The sequence below is a fragment of the Dolichospermum sp. UHCC 0352 genome, assembly GCF_009711925.1.
Classification (GTDB): domain Bacteria; phylum Cyanobacteriota; class Cyanobacteriia; order Cyanobacteriales; family Nostocaceae; genus Dolichospermum; species Dolichospermum lemmermannii.
Genome location: NZ_VIKY01000126.1, coordinates 1 through 17,898 on the forward strand (window position 1 = coordinate 1; position 17,898 = coordinate 17,898).

The following is a 17,898-nucleotide window of genomic DNA, read 5'->3' on the forward strand; positions in this document are numbered from 1 at the left end:
AGGTTTGGAGAGGGGTCTGTTTACACATGAAAAACTTTTAAAACATCCTCTAAATACGCAATTTAACCTAAAGTTATCCTGGTATTAACTTAATCTTTATTGATGGAAGATGTCGTAATTTGTGGTTTATTGTTTGGTCAGGTTCATATAGTGGTGGAGACAGGTAATTTCTTGAGAGTGGCAAACACCTCAAGCTGTGATACTTTTGTGTGAATTTTTATTTATTACCGACTTGAAATATTGAGTGTGTCAAAAGTATGGTTAATTATGGATGTCACCATTAAAACCTTATTCGTTTAACAATCAATGGTTAATTCTAGTCTTGTTGCCACACTCTATGTTAATCCTGCTACAGGAAATGATGCTAATACGGGTTCTCGTCCTAGTCCCCTAAAAAGTATTACCAGCGCCCTGAAACAGGCAAAAGCATCAACAATTATTCAGTTAGCTAGTGGAACTTATAGCACAGCCAATGGTGAGGTATTTCCCTTGACCATTCCACCGGGAGTGTTGGTAGTAGGAAATGAGGCAAATAAAGGCCAGGAAATGATCATTTCTGGCAGTGGTGAATATCAAAGTCCTAGTTTCGGGGTACAGAATATCACTTTTCTTTTACTAAGTGATGCGAGTCTTTTAGGTGTGACGGTGATTAATCCTGCCGCAAAAGGTACTGGCGTGTGGATTGAATCATCAATACCTACCGTGGCCAACAGTACATTTAAGAACTGTACCAGAGAAGGAATTTTCATAACTGGGAATGCGAAACCGGGGATTGTAGATAATTTGTTTATTAACAATAAAGTGTGTGGATTAGTCATAGCTAAGAATAGCAAAGGGGAAGTGCTGCGGAATGTATTTGAAAATAATGCTTTGGGCATAGCCATTAGTGATTTTGCCGCACCTTTAGTAGCAAATAATCAACTTTGTGCCAATGGCACAGCGATCGCCCTTTCCCGTGATGCTAAACCAGTATTACGGCGGAATCTCATCACTAGTAACACCCAAGGTGGTCTTTTAATCGTCGGTAATGCCGTTCCCGACTTAGGCAGTCCCCAAGACCCAGCAGACAACATTTTTCGAGAACAGGGTAAATTTGATTTACAAAATGTTACAGATCAAAAAATCATCTCCGTTGGTAATCAATTAAGTCTTCCCCAGGTGATTGGGGCGATAGATTTCATCGCTGCTACCGCTGACACCCCCAGTCAAATCGGAGTCAGCAGTAGATTTGCTGATTTAGAAGGACATTGGGCGGCAGCCTTCGTGGAAGCCCTAGTCAGTAAAGATATTATTAGTGGTTTTCCTGATGGCACTTTTCAACCAGCCACACCCATTACCCGCGCTCAATATGCAGCTTTGATGACGAAGACATTTCAACTACCGGAAAGTAATCAACTAGATAAATTCAAAGATGTCAAATCAGACTTTTGGGCTGCCAAAGCCATAGCCAGTGCGTCCGATAGAGGCTTTTTAAAAGGCTTTCCCGATGGCACATTTCGACCAGAAAATAACTTAACCAAAATTCAAGCCCTAGTCTCCATTGTCAACGGTTTAAACTTGAGTGGTGGTAATCCTAACGTCTTGATGGTATACAGCGATCGCGCTCAAATTCCCAGTTACGCTACCAGTGCAGTGACAGTGGCTACGCAAAAACTATTAGTTGTCAATTATCCTCAACCAGATCAATTAGAACCATTGCGGGAAATTACTCGCGCTGAAGTCGCAGTCCTAATTTATCAGGCATTAGTCGCCACAGGACAAGAAAATCCCCTTCCCTCTGCCTATATTGTCAAACCAGAGACAGAGATTCCCTCTTTTTCCGATATTGTTGGCCATTGGGCCGAACCATTTATTCGGGCATTAGTTAGTATGAACTTAACCCAGGGTTTTGCTGATGGCACATACCAACCAGATCAAGCCATGAGCCGCGCTCAATATACAGCTTTAATTGCTGCGGCTTTTAATCCCCCAGCCAAACGTCCGTCCCCAGAATTTACAGACATAGCCAAGGATTTTTGGGCAGCTAACGCCATTGAAATTGCAGCCAGAGGCGGTTTTGTGGGCGGATTTAGCGATCGCACCTTCCGTCCTACCCAAAACGTCCAACGGCTACAAGTCATAGTCTCCTTGGTCAACGGACTGGGACTTGCGGCCACTGCTCAAAAAACCTTAACCTACATTGACCAAGATAAAATTCCCGAATATGCCCGGACAGCAGTTACCATCGCTACCCAGCAAAAAATTATTGTTAATTATCCAGATCCCAATTTACTAGCACCCACGAGGGAAGCCACCCGTGCCGAAGTTGCAGCCATGGTGTATCAGGCATTAGTCACCAGTCAACGCACAAAAGTTATTAATTCACCTTATGTTGTTTTGCATATCAGCAATTGACAAGTAGAATGGAAAACACTGCCTATGACTTTTGCTGCTGGTGAAAAAAACTACTCATGTAGCTAAAAGTACGCTAGGCTAGATGCGATGGGTGAAATGTTTATACCTATTGCCTATAACTCACAGCCCATGTTAACAACAGCCCCGGTCACTCAAACTTTCGCACCTCCTGCCGAACTAGCAGCTAAGTTATTAACTCACTACAGCTTTGATCTCAACGGACACAATGCTAGTGAGCTAGTTAACCAATGGCAATCTGAATATCCCCTGCATTGGTTACATTTAGCAGTTATTGAAGCTTTGTATCAAGGTCGTTATAAAGCCGTATCTGTACAGCAAATCTTGAACTTTTGGCGACGAAAGGGTGAGACAACCTACCATTTCAATATGGAATTTGAGCGCATGATTTGTAGCAAATTCCCTGAACGTCTCACTTCTCCCTCCCTACAAGTTTTACCACCCACTAAACAGGAAATCAGGATGGAAGAATATAAAAATCTTCGTTTATTACCTGCTCCAGTGAGTTATAAGTATCAAATAAATAATAATTTACAGCCAACAGCAGAGAAACGGGACTTTGAGCCAGAAAATCCAGTCCCAGCATCTCCTTCTGATCAATTAACAGCAAATATCAGACAACAGCAAATTATTGAGGAAATTTCCCCCCCACCTGCCCAACAGTTAATGCTACCAGCAACGGCCAATCATCCCCCTATTGGTCAGTTTATGCCCCAAAAGAGCGATCGCACCGAATCCTTCACCTCCAAACTCAAAGCCCTCACCAGTGAAAGATTGGAGTTGGCATTTTAGGCAAGAGGCAAGAGTCAAGAAAAATATCAATATTTCCCTATTATACTCAACACGGCTGATTCATTTGATTCTGTGGGTAGGGGTAAAGCAAGAGCTTATTGGTATCAACTTAACGTAAATTGATGTCCCTTCAAGCCAGGGAATAAATTCCCTGTCTAAAAGCTAAAGTCGGTTAAAACCGACTACTTTGGCATAAATAGGATAATTTTTGATTTTGAGTTAACCAGAGTGCGTTTTAACGCACTTTAGCTTTGAGACCGGAACTTAAGTTCCGGGCGGGAATATTGCAGCCAAACAAATAAGCTATCCCTAGATCAATGACCAATTATTTCACAGCCTGAACAACTGATTTGAAACCTTTGCTATTGAAGAGGTTAACCATTTCCGAGGCACTTTCTTGACTATTGAAAACTCCCACCTGCATCACCCTGCGGCCTTGCCAAACCTTGGGAAAAGCATCATTAACCAGAGAACTGACTAAATTCTGTTGCTGCTGATTTGCAACCAACACTAGCACCCGGTAACTGACATTTTGCCCAGTAGCTGTATAAATTTGAGGGTCTGATATTGGGGCTGAATTTTGCATATTTTCCCCTGTGGCTGCTTGAGGAGCTACAAATTCAATAGCACCAGAATCAAGTTGAGTATAATTAAATTGGGATGGATTAGATAGATTATTTGGTACTCGTGGCAATTGATTGGGATTAGAAACGGGTTTAATTTTTAAAGGTGTTACCGTTCTTTGATGAGGAGCATTGGGAACTGTGGGGGCAGAAAATGTGATTGGCCTGCGGGCTGAAGTTTCTGTTGATAAAGAATTAGCACCAGGATTTCTGGCTGTAGATGCGGTTGTACCTTGAAGATCCACTTTACCACTGATGCGATCGCTAACCAAATTATTTCCTGCCGCAGAAATCACCAACTTCGCAGTTTGGGCGTTGATATCATGACGACCATTATTCCGAAAGATATTCTTGCCTGGGTCATAACTACTACCTAAATCTGGTCTAGCTTGGGCAATTACAACTAGACCATCTTCTCTGTTACCTTGAATCAGATTATTCCTTAACATTGGTGTAGCATTTGCTTGGACAATAATCCCCGATCTATTATTCTGAATTTGGTTAGCTACCACCACAGGAGACGCATTTTGGGCAATATTAATCCCAAAACCAGTTTCTTGAAAGATATTTTCCCTGATTTCGGGGCGAGCATTTCCAGAAATAGTTATGCCATTAGCACCATTGCGAACAAAAACATTTTTACTAATACTGGGTGTCCCATCACCAGCGACAGCAATTCCATCTTGGGTATTATTAGTAAAGGTATTTTCCCGAACTATAATATTACTGGATTCAATCCATAATCCATAACCACGAGAATTGGTATTAGTGACGGTGACACCACTTAAACTAGCTTGGTTAGCACCGACAATAGCCACATTTTGACCACCAAATCGGCGACTGAGAAATTCGCCACCACCAGTAATTGTCACAGTTTGGCCTTTATTGTTAATGTTGCCTTGAATGGCTATACCAGGTTTCAACATTAAAGGAAATACTTCTCCACTTTGGACGCTATATGTACCGGGAGAGAGGATAATTACACTATTAGAAGGTGATGCTTCTAGGGCTTGGCTAATTGTCCGCCAAGGTGCGCTAATACTACCATTACCTATTTTGTCATTTCCTGTACTGGGGTTGACAAATGATTGGTTAATCTGAGAGATTGTTTTTTCACCTTGAAGTATTTGTTCGCCAACCCTCGGAACTTGAGCAAAGACACTACTTGCACTTGTTATGAAGAGTATTGTACTCGTTACTCCTAAACCAACTGTTAAACTCAAAATTGAGCAACTCAGGGAGTTTTGTCGGGTGTTCACAGATTTTTGGGGGACTATCATTTTTTATAAAACTCCTCTAAAATTTATAGCAACAACACTGAAAGTTTATTTGGATCTGAGACTGGATATCAACTGTTATACAATTAATTTTTATACTATTTCATGATAGTATGTCTACGATGCTACTTGTATCTTGACAAATTGACCACGATTAGTTAGCAAGTATTTAATAATTAAAATATTAAAATATGAATCAGGCTGGCTATTACTATAAAAGCATTAAAAATGAGGTTTTGTAATGGTTTCAGCCCATAGTCACACACAACAAACTGTTTATCGCATTTTAGATGCTAATTTAGATCGCGCTCGTGAAGGGTTGCGAATTATTGAAGAATGGTGTCGGTTTGGTTTAAATAATGCCCAGTTTTCAGGTATATGTAAACACTTGCGTCAGGAGTTGGGTACTTGGCATACGGCAGAAATCCGCGCAGCACGAGATACACAGGGTGATCCAGGAACGGATTTGAGTCATCCCCAAGAGGAACAACGGGCTGATATTACATCGCTATTACAGGCTAATTTTTGCCGGGTGCAGGAAGCTTTACGCGTATTAGAAGAATATGGCAAGCTTTATCATGGGAATATGGGAGCAGCTTGTAAACAAATGCGTTATCAAGTTTATACCCTGGAAAGTAATTTGATGGGTTATCAGCGTCATCAGTTATTATGGCGATCGCATTTATATCTGGTAACATCTCCCGCAGATAATTTATTCGCAATTACCGAAGCGGCTCTTCAAGGTGGATTAACTCTGTTACAGTACCGGGAAAAGACCGCTGATGATTTAGTCCGCTTAGAACGGGCGATAAGACTGCGTGAATTATGTCACCATTATGGGGCTTTATTCATTATTAATGATCGGGTAGATTTAGCTTTGGCTGTAGATGCTGATGGTGTCCATTTGGGACAACAGGATATACCCATTGCTGTAGCGCGTCAATTACTGGGACATCAGCGCATTATCGGACGCTCTACCACAAATCCCCAAGAAATGCAAGGGGCAATTGCCGAAGGTGCGGATTATATTGGTGTGGGGCCTGTGTATGAAACACCGACTAAAGTAGGTAAAGCCGCAGCGGGTTTAGAGTATGTGAAGTATGTTTCTCAAAATTGTCAAATTCCTTGGTTTGCAATTGGGGGAATAGATATGAGTAATCTTAATGATGTGATGAAGGCAGGGGCGCAACGGGTAGCTGTAGTGCGATCGCTCATCGAATCAGATCAACCTACCCTAGCAACTCAGTATTTTCTTTCGCAACTGCACAGAATTAAATAGAAAAGAAGAAAAATCGGATTAAACTATGAAATCAATTTCAGGAAAAAATTTTGCTATGCTGTAGGTTAAAAGATATTTAACCGATAATTTATTTATTATGCCTTCACCATTTCCAGGAATGAACCCCTACTTAGAAAATCCTGAACTCTGGCCAGAAGTACATCATTGGATTCTGACATTACTAGCTGAGTCATTGATACCACAGTTGCGACCAAAATACAGAGTAGCAGTGGAAAAAAGAGTTTATCATGATACTGATCGCAACTCTGTTTTAATTGGTATTCCTGATGTGGCGATCGCCCGTTCTTTAAAACCTACAACTCAGAAATCATCTAACATTGCTGTAGTTTCTCCACCTGTTAAACCCGTAACAGTAAATATCCCCATACCAGAAGAAATTAGAGAAACTTATTTAGAAGTGAGAGAAGTTGCTACAGGTGAAGTGATCACAGTAATTGAATTGCTATCACCTAAAAATAAACGTCAAGGAGAAGGAAGAAAAGCATATCAAACTAAACGATTACAAATATTAGGAAGTTCTACACATTTAGTCGAAATAGATTTATTACGTGCTGGTGAATCTATGCCCATATTAGATAATAATATTAAATCAGATTATCAAATTTTAGTTAGTCGTAGTCAATTACGACCTAGAGCAGAATTATATCCTTTTAATTTATCAGAAGCAATTCCCGCCTTTTTCTTACCTCTACAAAAAGAAGATATAGAACCCTTAGTAGATTTACAAAATGTGATTCAAGATTTATTTGATCGTGCAGGTTTAGATTTAGCAATAGATTATAATTCCGAACCAGTTCCCCCAATTCAAGAAACTGATTTGATTTGGGTAAATGAGTTATTAAAAGAGCAAGATTTATAGTCTAAATTTATACCAACTCTGGTGACTAGAAATCGCAGCTACATAAACAAAATCCACACTTCAAGAAGGGATTGGGTAGCTGTAGTGCGATCGCTCATCGAATCAGATCAACCGACCCTAGCAACTCAGTATTTTCTTTCCCAACTGCACCGCATCAAATAAATAAAGGGTGCTGACAGTAACTATAACTGTGAATATTATTGTTGCTCCAATTAGTATAGTTGATACATCTCCAGTGCCAACTGAAGCCGCTAATTTCAACAACGAAATAGATTTCAAGAATGTACAATTGACAATTGGTGATAAAATCCCTATTTCATCCTGTTAATCCTTTAATCCTGTACTTCGACTTCGCTCAGTAACCAGACATCCTGATTCTGACTACATTATTATTTTCATAAGTCCTAAATTCAAAATTTTTCCCGCTTTATGTCTAATCAAATTCATCTCCAAGTCAATGGAGAAACTCGCAATTGTTTATCCCCAACTGCTTTACCAGAATTACTCCAACAGTTGGGTTTTAATCTGCGCTTAATCGCAGTAGAATATAACGGTGAAATCTTACATCGTCAATTTTGGACTGAAACTCAAATCAAAAATGGCGATCGCTTAGAAGTAGTCACTATAGTTGGTGGTGGCTAAAATAAGAATATAATAGCTCTACTCTCCGTTTCTGCATCTGGAGCGTGAGAAAAAACCTCTATTCCTCCTTCATAAACTCCAAATACCCTTTACTCAATTCCTCCACAGACAAATCATAAAACTGTTTACCATGTTCTGGGGTTGCTAAATCTGGATTTGAACCCATACGGCCATCTGGATAACGTAACCGAAAATCAACGGAACTATAAATTTTATGTCCACTAGCAACTTCTGGATCAAGATATGCTTTTTTAATTGCGTCTGGATAAACGTATTGGGTAACAGCTACTTCGCTAGGGGTAGCATGAGAACCTTCTTGATTACCATATAATTCTTTGGCAAGTTTGTACACAGAACCACCCATAAACCAATTAGCAACTTGACATTGCACTTTTGCGGAATTGGGAATTTGCAAATCTTCTAAATGAGCGTAAGTTTCCGAAAAAGCAGCTTTGAGAGTCGCAATATTTCCTCCATGTCCATTAATAAAATAGAACTTGGTAAAACCAGCTTTTACCAAACAAGTCAAATAATCTTTTATTACTAAAATTAAAGTGCTGGGACGTAAACTAATTGTTCCGGGAAAAGCAGTATGATGTAATGCCATACCCACATTAATAGTTGGTGCTACCATGGCTTGAGTTGCTTCCCCGACACCTTTTGATATGGATTCTGCACAAATTGCATCAGTCCCAATTAATCCCGTGGGTCCATGTTGTTCCGTTGAACCAATGGGTAAAATTATTCCTTGAGATTGTTGCAGATAAGTTTCAACTTCCGGCCAAGTGCTTAAATGTAAGAGCATTGTTTTTTAGGAGTCAGGAGTCAGGAGTCAGGAGAAAGAAAAGGAGAAAGAAAAGAAGAAAGAAAGAAAGAAAGGAGGAAGAAGGAAGAAGAAGAAGAAGAAAGAAAATCAACCAATCACCAATCACCAATCACCAATTACCAATTACCAATTACCAATTACCCAACAATTTCCCACCAACCGAAAGCAGGACCGATAAAACGGATGATTACCCACGCGACAACCATACTACCAATACCTATCCATGCACCACGAGTAGTGATAGCCACAAATTGTGAAGCTTGGGTTTTATTGATGGGAACCCAAGGTAATATTCTAGTAGTGTCTTGTCCGTATTCTTCTCCTAGTGAGTGTTTACGGCGTTTTGCTTCACCCATAATTTAATAATTTAGTTTCTTTTTGAGTTCAATTTAAATTTTAATAGAAATTCGTCATGGAAATTAATTAAGCAGAATCATCTTCATTATTCGCAGAAAACAAACTAGGATCGAGATAGTTTAATCTGGCTAGGGGACTAAGTGCAGAGAGGATTTGCACGCCATAGCTGCGGTTAACGACACGACTATCTAGTAAAGCTACTATACCTTGATTTTCGCGGACAGGTGCGATCGCTCTTTGTAATTCGTTCATAGCTGTGGGTAATAAATATAGTCGAAACCAGTCTTGGTGCGATCGCTTATAATGAGCTACTCTACCAGCTACCAAAGGATTTTCCAAAGATGGTAAAGGTAAAGTTGCAATAATTAACAATCTGGGTGATGGTAAAACACTTTGATTTTCGCGCCAAAATTCCCAACCAGTAATTAAAATCCCATTTTCATCTAAACAAGTTTTTTCTACCTGCACCCGTGAACCAAATTCAGAAGCCAAAATTGTCCCCACTCTGGCTTTTAGCGGTACATCCCCAATTAATATTACCGTCATTCCTGGTGCAGTTGCACTCAAACATACCAAAGTGCGAACTTGATGAATTAATGCTTGTTGAAATTCCGGTGTATTTGGTAAAGGCAACTTATAAGGAATATAAAGTTGAATTGCTTCCCCTTGACTATCAGCAGCAAATTTCAAGCAAGTAACATCCTCTAAACCCAAACGTTGATGGAAAAGAGGTGCTTCCGCTTGCGGTTCTAAAGCACTACCAATTAATACTACAGGTTGACGTTGCCAAATTGGGGCGAGGATTTTACCCAATTCAATTGGAGCATAATATAAAGAAAATAAACCTTGACGACGGGAAATTGTTGACCAAAATAAAGTAGGGTAAGAAGAATTTTCCAAATTTGGGAATTGTTGCCAAAAATTTCGCCAAACATTTGGAAGATTGTTTTTATCTAAAGCTAAATATAACTCTTGTAAAATTTCAATTTCTGGTTGAGAAATCAGATAACAGGAGTAGGGATTTTCTGGATGCTGAAATAATTTATATGTTAGTTCTACCCTAACTTCCCGAATTAAATCTGCTTGATAGGGATAAGCCAGCATTAATTGATCCCAATCATGGGGTTCAATGCTTTGAGTCAGTTGAGAACGTACCCAATCTTCTAAATCGTCAACACCATCAATAATTGTGGGAATATTCGCAGGAAATGGATTGTTATCAGCCAATTGTCCTTTTAACCAAGCTTCAGGGGAAGTCAACAACAAACCCTGAAAATCAGGACTTGGCCAAGTGTCACCGGTTCTAATGGGTTTATTCGCTGGTAGCCACTGCTGGAGTCGGGGAATTTCTACCTTTAACAACCGTTGCTGGACAGTTTCGGAAGCGACAATAATTATAGAACCATGCCACATTAAAGCAGAAGCGATAAAACTGGTGCGATATCGCCCTTGATGTCCACAAACCGCCCCTACTTGGATTAAGGCACTACGTCCCAACCGTAAAGCACGTGCCACTAACCTAGCCATCGTTAAATGATGAGGCCAGGAAGGAAACCCGTCCTGCGATCGCAGGAAGTTATGTAATGATAAATGAACTTCAGCTTCAATCACGTGCTTTTAATTCCATAAAAATTGTTCGTTGTCAGTTGTTCGTTGTCCGTTGTCAGTTGTCCGTAGGGGCGAAGCATTTGGAAGATAAATTATCGGTCATTGCCAAAAATAGTTCTCCAAATGCTTCGCCCGTACAGTTGTTCGTTGTCCGTTGTCCGTTGTCCGTTGTTTTACCAATGACCAATGACCAATGACCAATGACCAATCACCAATCACCAATCACCAATCTCCTAAATTATGCCAACTTACCCAGGAATTTCCAGCGAAGCCTTCAGACATCCCTTAGACCGTCAAGCAGAACAAGCTTTACGCAATTTACCCGGCTTTGATTTAATCGCCCGTAAATTTGTAGAATTTGTCTATGAACGCCCCCAATTTGTCTATTTAATGGGTAACTCCATTCAAGTCGGACCGCGGCAATATTCCACGATTTACCAGATATTCCGGGAATGTGTTCGAGATTTGGACATCAGCGGTGAACCGGGATTGTTTATTGCTCAAGATGCCCAAGTTAATAGTTATGCTTTAGGACAAGAACATCCTTATATAGTCGTCAACACTGGGTTACTGGAGTTACTCAATGAAACCGAACTACGGACGGTCTTAGCGCATGAACTGGGACATATTAAATGTGGTCATACCATTTTAATTCAAATGGCGATGTGGGCGATGAATGCCGCTTCCGTCATTGGTGAACTAACATTCGGTTTAGGTAATTTTGTCAGTCAAGCCTTGATTTATGCCTTTTTTGAGTGGCGACGCAAAGCTGAGTTATCAGCAGATAGAGCGGCTTTATTAGTGATGGATGATTTAAACCCAGTCATGTCATCCATGATGAAACTGTCTGGAGGTAGTAACAAATATGCCCATGAATGTAGTTTACAAGAGTTTATTCAGCAGTCGGAAAAATATCAGGCACTAGATGATGATGGGCTGAATCAAGTATATAAGTTTCTATTATACAATGGCGCACAAGGAATGATGCTGAGTCATCCTTTTCCTGTGGAACGGTTGCATTATTTACGCAGTTGGGCAGTATCAGAAGAATACCAGGAAATTAAAAGGGGTAATTATCAGCGTTCTGCTGATGGTTCGGTTGATGTGACACCGGAAACACCTGATCATGAAGCGGAAAAACTCAGAAAAGAAATTGAAAAATTACAAGCAGAAATTAACAAAATGAGAAAGTAAATCACAAGATCCCCGACTTCTTCAAGAAGTCGGGGATCTGAAAATCTGAATTTAATCAACTTTCAGTTTCGCAATCAGGAACACCTTCTCTAAATACTCGACTAGCGAGAATATCTACTGCTTCAATGGTAATTAAATCCTGCTTATTTAACAGTTTACCACTACTTAATAACCGATTTGCTTGACGTAAACGCGCTCTATCTATAGCATTACGCACACTTCTAGCATTGGCAAAATGGGGCATAGTCTTCCGTTTAATTAAATATTCGCGGAAGGCTTTTTCGGCATCTGGACTAAAGCAATAGTTTTGGGCTGTGACTATAGATTGGGCAATAGTCATTAAACTATCAACACCATAATCGTTAAATTCAATATGTAATCCAATGCGGGAATTCATCCCTGGATTACTATGAAAAAATCTGTCCATCTGGTCTTTATAACCAGCAAGAATAACGACCAAATCATCTCTTTGGTTTTCCATGACCTGCATGAGAATTTCTATGGCTTCTAAACCAAAATCCCCAGGATAATCTGGACGGTATAAAGTATAGGCTTCGTCAACTAATAAAACTCCGCCCATGGCATTATTTAATACTTCCCTGGTTTTGGGCGCTGTTTGTCCCATACCTTGTCCCACCAAATCATCTCGCGTCACCAACATGACATTTTCTTTACGGATATATTCCAGCCGGTAGAGGATTTCTGCCATTCGCATTGCTACAGTGGTTTTACCCATACCAGGATTACCTAAAAATGTCATGTGCAAACTGGGCGCACCTGCATTCAAACCTAAGCTTTTACGAATACGGTCAACCAATAACAAAGCCGCCATTTCTCTAATTTTGTTTTTGACGGACTTTAATCCAACTAACTCCTGGTCTAACTTATCCAAAATTTCTTGGATATGAGATTCTTGGAAAGCTGCTTCTAAATCAATTCCGTCGTTGTGATCTATTTGTTTTTCTAATATCTGTTCGGTCATGACTATCACCTTTGCTTATGATTTTGATGATAGCTTGGAGTCGTGAAATATAAAAGAACATAATCTTTATAGGTCTGATATATTTTTCTTACTTATCAATTAGTAGGGGCGAAGCATTCGGACAGAAAATCAATGGTTTGAACGATAGGTTATCGCCCGAATGCTTCGCCCTTACGGACAGAAAATCAATGGTTTGAACCATAGTCGCCCGAATGCTTCGCCCTTACGGTGTTCTAGACTAGGAACGAGAGAATGCTATCTTATGGAAACATGATCTTCTTCACGCACTTCTAAATGGGGAGCATGATGAACAGGTTGCAAACGTTGACGAATTTTGCCAATGATGATATAGAGAATTGGCACAATAAACAAACTCAAGAAAGTCGCTACAAACATTCCCCCAAATACAGCAGTACCTAAAGATTGACGACTCGCAGCACCCGCACCTGTAGCAGTTGCTAGGGGAAAAATTCCCAACAAAGTCGAAAAAGCAGTCATGAGAATGGGACGTAACCGACCTTGTGCTGCTTCTACTGCTGCTTTGGTAATTGATAAACCTTGCTGTTCTTGCAACTGGTTAGCAAATTCGACAATTAAAATTGCATTTTTACTGGCTAAACCAATTAACATGACTAACCCAACTTGGCAAAATACATCATTATTTAAACCTCTTAATGATTGTGATGCTAAAGCTCCCATAATAGCTAAGGGAACTGACAACATAATAATCAAAGGGTCAACATAGTTTTCATATTGAGCAGCTAATACTAAAAAGACGAAAAGTAAACCTAAACCAAAAATGATTGGTGCTTGTCCACCGGATTCTTTTTCCTGAGCCGCAATACCCGACCATTCATATCCCATGCTTGTGGGTAATATCTTTTTAGCTAGTTTTTCCATAGCCAAAGTTGCTTGTCCAGAACTAGTACCAGGAGCAGCAGAACCGTTAATTTCAATAGAACGCAATAAGTTATAATGATTAATGGTTTGCGCTCCTGTTGTGGGCGTTAATTTCACTAAACTACTCAGAGGAATCATCTGATTAGTCTGAGAACGCACATTTAATAAACCGATATCATCAGGATTGGAACGAAACTGAGCATCTGCTTGAACATATACCCGATATGTGCGAGACAGAAAATTAAAATCATTGACATATCGTGAACCCAAATAAGTTTGCAGGGTTTTAAAAATATCGTCAATGGAAACTTGCAGAGATTTCGCTTTATTCCGGTCAACTTCAATTAAGATTTGCGGTGTATTGGCGGTAAAGGTGCTAAATACAGCTTGCAATCCGGGGGTTTGATTTCCCTGCATCATGAACTGACCAACGGTTTGCAGCATGGAATTTAAGCTGTTAGTTCCCGCTATATCTTGTAACTGAAATTGGAAACCACTAAAACTACCTAAACCGCGAATTGCGGGGGGATTAACCGGGAAAACTCTAGCTTCGGTAATTCCTGAAAAGCTTTTTCTTAAATTACCAATAATTGCTTGGACTGATTGATTTGGTTGTTTACGTTCGTCCCAGGATTTGAGAGTTGTGAAAATTATGCCACTGTTAGCGGTGCTACCACTAAAACCAAAACCACCAATTGCAAATGTTCCTGTAACTTCTGGTAATTTGAGGATTGTTGCTTCTACCTCACTCATGACTTTACTGGTGTATTTGAGTGAAGAACCTTCTGGCCCTTGGATAATGGTAATGAAATAACCTTGGTCTTCGTCGGGGAGAAATGCTGTGGGTACGGTCATGTACAGCCAAGCAGTGAAACCTAATGAACCGATAAATAACAGGAGAACAATCGCTTTTATTTTTACCAAAAATTTTAAAGAGCGCTCATATCCCCAACCCATGGCTTCTAAAAACCAATTAATTCTACCAAATACCCAACCCAAAATCCCTCTAGGTGCGGGTCTTTGCCGCAACAACAAGGCAGAAAGAGAAGGGGTGAGGGTGAGAGCCAAAAATGTGGAAATGGCGATAGAAAAGGCAATTGTCAGGGCAAATTGTTTGTAAATTTGTCCAGTTGCACCGGGGAAAAAGGCGACAGGGACAAATACCGCCATTAATACTAGGGAAGTAGCAATTACTGCCCCAAATAGCTCTTCCATGGAGACTGAAGCCGCTTGACGGGGTGACATTCCTTGGTCTTGAATTAAGCGGGAGATATTTTCCACGACAATAATCGCGTCATCAACTACCATGCCGGTTGCGAGGGTTAAACCAAACATGGTTAAGGTGTTGACGGAAAAACCAAAGGCTTTGACGAAGGCAAACGTCCCCACTAAGGACAGAGGAATGGTGATCACAGGAATTAACGTAGTCCGCCAATCTTGTAGGAAAATAAAGATAACGAGAATTACCAGAGCGATCGCCTCTAAAAGAGTTTTTACCACTTCTGCCAAAGATTCTTCTACAATCGTAGTGGTGTCAAATGCCACTTGATATTTCATCCCTGGCGGAAAGCTTTGCGACAATTGCGCTATTTCCTTTTTGACTAAATTAGCCACGTCCAAAACATTACTTCCTGGTGCCGGAAATATCCCCAGTCCCACACCCTCATTCCCCTTAAACCGCAGAAATGAGCTATAGTTTTGCGCTCCCAATTCCGCCCTTCCCACATCTTTTAACTTAATCAAACTACCGTCACCAGCAGTTTTAATTACCACATTGTCAAATTCCTCAACTTCCGTCAGTCTACTAACTGCCCTCAAGTCAATTTGATACATTTGACCATCTACGGCTGGCTGTTGTCCAATTTGTCCCGCACCTACCTGTAGGTTTTGTTCATTCAGGGCATCAATAACATCACCAGTAGTTAAATTCCGACTAGCCAATTTATTCGGGTCAAGCCATAGACGCATTGCATAGCGACGTTCCCCAAAAATCCGCGCCTCACTGACACCTTTAATCCGTTTGAGGGCATCTACCAGATATAAATCTGCATAATTACTTAAAAAGACATTATTTAAGGCTTTATTATCACTAAACAAACCGATCGCTAACAAAATATTGTTAGACTGTTTACTCACAGTCACTCCTGTTTGCTTCACACTATCTGGTAACTGCGGTTGAGCGGAAGTAACACGGTTTTGCACATCAACGGCAGCAATATCCTTGTCCCGCGAAGCATCAAATGTGACAGTAATCGTACTACTGCCATCATTACTACTACTCGAAGTCATGTATTTAATGCCTTCGACACCGTTAATTTGTCGTTCTAAAATCGTTGTGACGGTACTTTCAACAATTTCCGCACTAGCACCAACATAATTAGAATTGACGATAATCTGCGTGGGACTAATTTCTGGATACTGGGCTGTAGGTAATGTGGGAATACTGATTGCACCAACAAGTAAAATGATAATAGCGCAGACGCTGGTAAATACAGGTCGCTTAATAAAGAAGTTAACAAACATAAATTGGTAATTGGTAATTGGTGATTAAAAAGATCCCCGACTTCTTCAAGAAGTCGGGGATCTTGCTATTGTCAATTTTCAGGAATTATTGGAAGTTCATCTCTGAGGTTTTGTATTCCTGAAATTATCAATTTTTCATCCCGTTGTAATCCCTCAATTACTTGATAATCATTCCCTTTAATCTTGCCTAACTTCACCTGTTTTTGTTTAGCTATTAATTGAGAAACACCTTGAGGAGATTTTCCAGTTTCGGCTACAAATACAAAGGTTTCCCCAGCAATTCGAGATATTGCTGTTGTGGGAACTAGCACGCCAGAACGTTGATTCCAAATCACTTTAGCCCGAATTAATTGATCGGCTCGTAGTTGCCCATTGTCATTGTTATAAAGTGCCTTAACTAATATTGATTGAGAGTTATTTGTAATATTGGGAGAAATAAAGAAAATACTACTATTGCCGATGATTTTACCCTGAGCGTTAATTAATTCAACTGGTAATCCTGGACGTAATTGTGTACCTTTTTCCAAAGGGACAGGAATTTTAACGTCCAAAGGTCGGTTTTGGGTAATAGTTGCTAATGGTGTGGAAGTATTCACAACATCCCCTACTTTAACGGGAATATCACCAACAGTTCCAGTGAAGGGAGCAGTAATTGTGTAATACTGAAGTTGAATTTGTTGTTGTTTAATATTGGCATCAGCTTGGACTAAGGATTTTTCTACCTGGGATATGGTAGCTATTTGAGCTTGAATACGGGAATCTATCGCCCCTAGTTGGGCTTTTGCCGTCGCTAGTTTGTTAGCATATAAATCTTGAGTCTGACGAGATACAGCCCCTTGTGCAGCTAATTCAGAATAGCGATTATAATCTTGTTGGTTTAAACGCACATCTGCGATATTTGCTAACCGTTCTGCTTGCAAAGATTTAAGAGTAGCGCGAACATTTTCTAGTTGCGCTTGTGAACCTCGACCAGCAGCAGATAAACTACTAACTGCGGCTTGTTGTTGTTGAGAATCTATTTGCAGAATCGCAGTCCCGGAGGAAACTGAATCTCCTGATTTGACGAATATTTGGGAAACTTGTCCTTGAATTCGCGGTTGGAGATTGACTGAACGCCGCGATTCTAAACTGGCTATATATTCCGTACTATCTTCAACTGTACCTGTTTGCACTGGTGATAGTTTAACTTTAACCCCTGGAGGTGGCGCATTAGCAACTGCTGGAGTTGGTTTTTCAGGATTTAGCAATTTCCATGCTATCCCGCTGACACCCCCAATCAATAACAGTGCGGCTAATACCAACCGCAGCCACCGATTTGACTTGGGAGGTGAGGGAGAAATGTCTTTAATATCGGTTTGAGGTTCAGGTAATGTCATGACTGATAACAAGTTGACGGAATGAATAGTTAAAAATCTATGTGTATGATATGAATTTTGAAACTTCTAATTTATGATGCACTGGCAAAAATATGTATTATCTAATTTAAATATACAGGCTTTACATTTTTTTACAATCAATCGGCAAAATAATTATCTTGATGATCAATTTCTGAATTTAGTCATAGAGAAAACATTATCTGTTTTAGCTCACCTCGAATATAGAA

General features: G+C 40.1%; 14 protein-coding genes. 7 read left to right on the plus strand and 7 right to left on the minus strand.

Going from position 1 to position 17,898, the window contains the following annotated elements:
- The first annotated feature begins 306 nt into the window (after nt 1-306).
- On the plus strand, nt 307-2,394 hold the full coding sequence (locus FJR06_RS08465; protein ID WP_015079259.1) for an S-layer homology domain-containing protein: 2,088 nt from the start codon (nt 307-309) through the stop codon (nt 2,392-2,394).
- Between the two features lie 96 nt (nt 2,395-2,490).
- Nucleotides 2,491-3,204 (plus strand): hypothetical protein, encoded by a 714-nt coding sequence (locus FJR06_RS08470; RefSeq protein ID WP_323294632.1) that lies wholly within the window; start codon nt 2,491-2,493, stop codon nt 3,202-3,204.
- Between the two features lie 325 nt (nt 3,205-3,529).
- On the opposite strand, the gene FJR06_RS08475 is transcribed toward FJR06_RS08470, so the two are convergent.
- Nucleotides 3,530-5,107, minus strand: coding sequence for a DUF1565 domain-containing protein (locus FJR06_RS08475; RefSeq protein WP_015079261.1), 1,578 nt, complete (start codon nt 5,105-5,107; stop codon nt 3,530-3,532).
- A gap of 238 nt (nt 5,108-5,345) precedes the next feature.
- Between FJR06_RS08475 and FJR06_RS08480 the strand changes: the two genes are divergently transcribed.
- The 3 genes from FJR06_RS08480 to thiS all read left to right on the plus strand — a co-directional run bounded on the left by FJR06_RS08480 (nt 5,346) and on the right by thiS (nt 7,905).
- Nucleotides 5,346-6,383, plus strand: a complete 1,038-nt coding sequence (locus FJR06_RS08480; protein ID WP_015079262.1) for a thiamine phosphate synthase — start codon at nt 5,346-5,348, stop codon at nt 6,381-6,383.
- Between the two features lie 97 nt (nt 6,384-6,480).
- On the plus strand, nt 6,481-7,263 hold the full coding sequence (locus FJR06_RS08485) for a DUF4058 family protein (protein WP_168651233.1): 783 nt from the start codon (nt 6,481-6,483) through the stop codon (nt 7,261-7,263).
- A gap of 429 nt (nt 7,264-7,692) precedes the next feature.
- Nucleotides 7,693-7,905, plus strand: coding sequence for a sulfur carrier protein ThiS (gene thiS / locus FJR06_RS08495; RefSeq protein ID WP_015079264.1), 213 nt, complete (start codon nt 7,693-7,695; stop codon nt 7,903-7,905).
- Nucleotides 7,906-7,963: 58 nt separating this feature from the next.
- Here the strand turns inward: thiS and FJR06_RS08500 are convergent, their stop codons facing one another.
- The 3 genes from FJR06_RS08500 to FJR06_RS08510 all read right to left on the minus strand — a co-directional run bounded on the left by FJR06_RS08500 (nt 7,964) and on the right by FJR06_RS08510 (nt 10,699).
- The gene (locus tag FJR06_RS08500; protein WP_168651234.1) at nt 7,964-8,710 is read right to left on the minus strand and encodes a creatininase family protein; all 747 of its coding nucleotides are present in this window, start codon (nt 8,708-8,710) and stop codon (nt 7,964-7,966) included.
- A 158-nt stretch (nt 8,711-8,868) separates the two neighbouring features.
- A complete protein-coding gene (locus tag FJR06_RS08505) occupies nt 8,869-9,087 on the minus strand; it encodes a DUF2839 domain-containing protein (protein WP_041457777.1) in 219 nt (72 codons plus the stop codon).
- Between the two features lie 67 nt (nt 9,088-9,154).
- Nucleotides 9,155-10,699 carry an ATP-dependent DNA helicase gene (locus FJR06_RS08510; RefSeq protein ID WP_168651235.1) on the minus strand — a complete coding sequence of 515 codons (1,545 nt, stop codon included), beginning with the start codon at nt 10,697-10,699 and terminating at the stop codon, nt 9,155-9,157.
- Here FJR06_RS08510 and FJR06_RS08515 point away from each other — a divergent pair.
- Both FJR06_RS08515 and FJR06_RS08520 read left to right on the plus strand, forming a co-directional pair.
- A complete protein-coding gene (locus FJR06_RS08515; RefSeq protein WP_168651232.1) occupies nt 10,672-10,893 on the plus strand; it encodes a hypothetical protein in 222 nt (73 codons plus the stop codon). The two genes, FJR06_RS08510 and FJR06_RS08515, sit on opposite strands and share 28 nt — an antisense overlap.
- A gap of 43 nt (nt 10,894-10,936) precedes the next feature.
- Entirely contained in the window at nt 10,937-11,890 is a 954-nt protein-coding gene (locus FJR06_RS08520; RefSeq protein ID WP_015079268.1) for a M48 family metallopeptidase, read from the plus strand.
- A 55-nt stretch (nt 11,891-11,945) separates the two neighbouring features.
- On the opposite strand, the gene FJR06_RS08525 is transcribed toward FJR06_RS08520, so the two are convergent.
- The 3 genes from FJR06_RS08525 to FJR06_RS08535 all read right to left on the minus strand — a co-directional run bounded on the left by FJR06_RS08525 (nt 11,946) and on the right by FJR06_RS08535 (nt 17,671).
- A complete protein-coding gene (locus tag FJR06_RS08525; protein WP_168651236.1) occupies nt 11,946-12,872 on the minus strand; it encodes an AAA family ATPase in 927 nt (308 codons plus the stop codon).
- 255 nt (nt 12,873-13,127) lie between these two features.
- Nucleotides 13,128-16,295 carry an efflux RND transporter permease subunit gene (locus FJR06_RS08530; protein WP_168651237.1) on the minus strand — a complete coding sequence of 1,056 codons (3,168 nt, stop codon included), beginning with the start codon at nt 16,293-16,295 and terminating at the stop codon, nt 13,128-13,130.
- A 71-nt stretch (nt 16,296-16,366) separates the two neighbouring features.
- Nucleotides 16,367-17,671 (minus strand): efflux RND transporter periplasmic adaptor subunit, encoded by a 1,305-nt coding sequence (locus tag FJR06_RS08535; protein ID WP_168651238.1) that lies wholly within the window; start codon nt 17,669-17,671, stop codon nt 16,367-16,369.
- Between the last annotated feature and the right edge of the window lie 227 nt (nt 17,672-17,898).

Excerpts from the sequence above, each read along its gene's own strand:
- FJR06_RS08465 (WP_015079259.1), top strand. The coding sequence starts at position 307 with ATGGTTAATTCTAGTCTTGTTGCCACACTCTATGTTAATCCTGCTACA.
- FJR06_RS08470 (WP_323294632.1), top strand. The coding sequence starts at position 2,491 with ATGTTTATACCTATTGCCTATAACTCACAGCCCATGTTAACAACAGCC.
- FJR06_RS08475 (WP_015079261.1), bottom strand. The coding sequence starts at position 5,107 with ATGATAGTCCCCCAAAAATCTGTGAACACCCGACAAAACTCCCTGAGT.
- FJR06_RS08480 (WP_015079262.1), top strand. The coding sequence starts at position 5,346 with ATGGTTTCAGCCCATAGTCACACACAACAAACTGTTTATCGCATTTTA.
- FJR06_RS08485 (WP_168651233.1), top strand. The coding sequence starts at position 6,481 with ATGCCTTCACCATTTCCAGGAATGAACCCCTACTTAGAAAATCCTGAA.
- thiS (WP_015079264.1), top strand. The coding sequence starts at position 7,693 with ATGTCTAATCAAATTCATCTCCAAGTCAATGGAGAAACTCGCAATTGT.
- FJR06_RS08500 (WP_168651234.1), bottom strand. The coding sequence starts at position 8,710 with ATGCTCTTACATTTAAGCACTTGGCCGGAAGTTGAAACTTATCTGCAA.
- FJR06_RS08505 (WP_041457777.1), bottom strand. The coding sequence starts at position 9,087 with ATGGGTGAAGCAAAACGCCGTAAACACTCACTAGGAGAAGAATACGGA.
- FJR06_RS08515 (WP_168651232.1), top strand. The coding sequence starts at position 10,672 with ATGATAAATGAACTTCAGCTTCAATCACGTGCTTTTAATTCCATAAAA.
- FJR06_RS08520 (WP_015079268.1), top strand. The coding sequence starts at position 10,937 with ATGCCAACTTACCCAGGAATTTCCAGCGAAGCCTTCAGACATCCCTTA.
- FJR06_RS08525 (WP_168651236.1), bottom strand. The coding sequence starts at position 12,872 with ATGACCGAACAGATATTAGAAAAACAAATAGATCACAACGACGGAATT.
- FJR06_RS08530 (WP_168651237.1), bottom strand. The coding sequence starts at position 16,295 with ATGTTTGTTAACTTCTTTATTAAGCGACCTGTATTTACCAGCGTCTGC.
- FJR06_RS08535 (WP_168651238.1), bottom strand. The coding sequence starts at position 17,671 with ATGACATTACCTGAACCTCAAACCGATATTAAAGACATTTCTCCCTCA.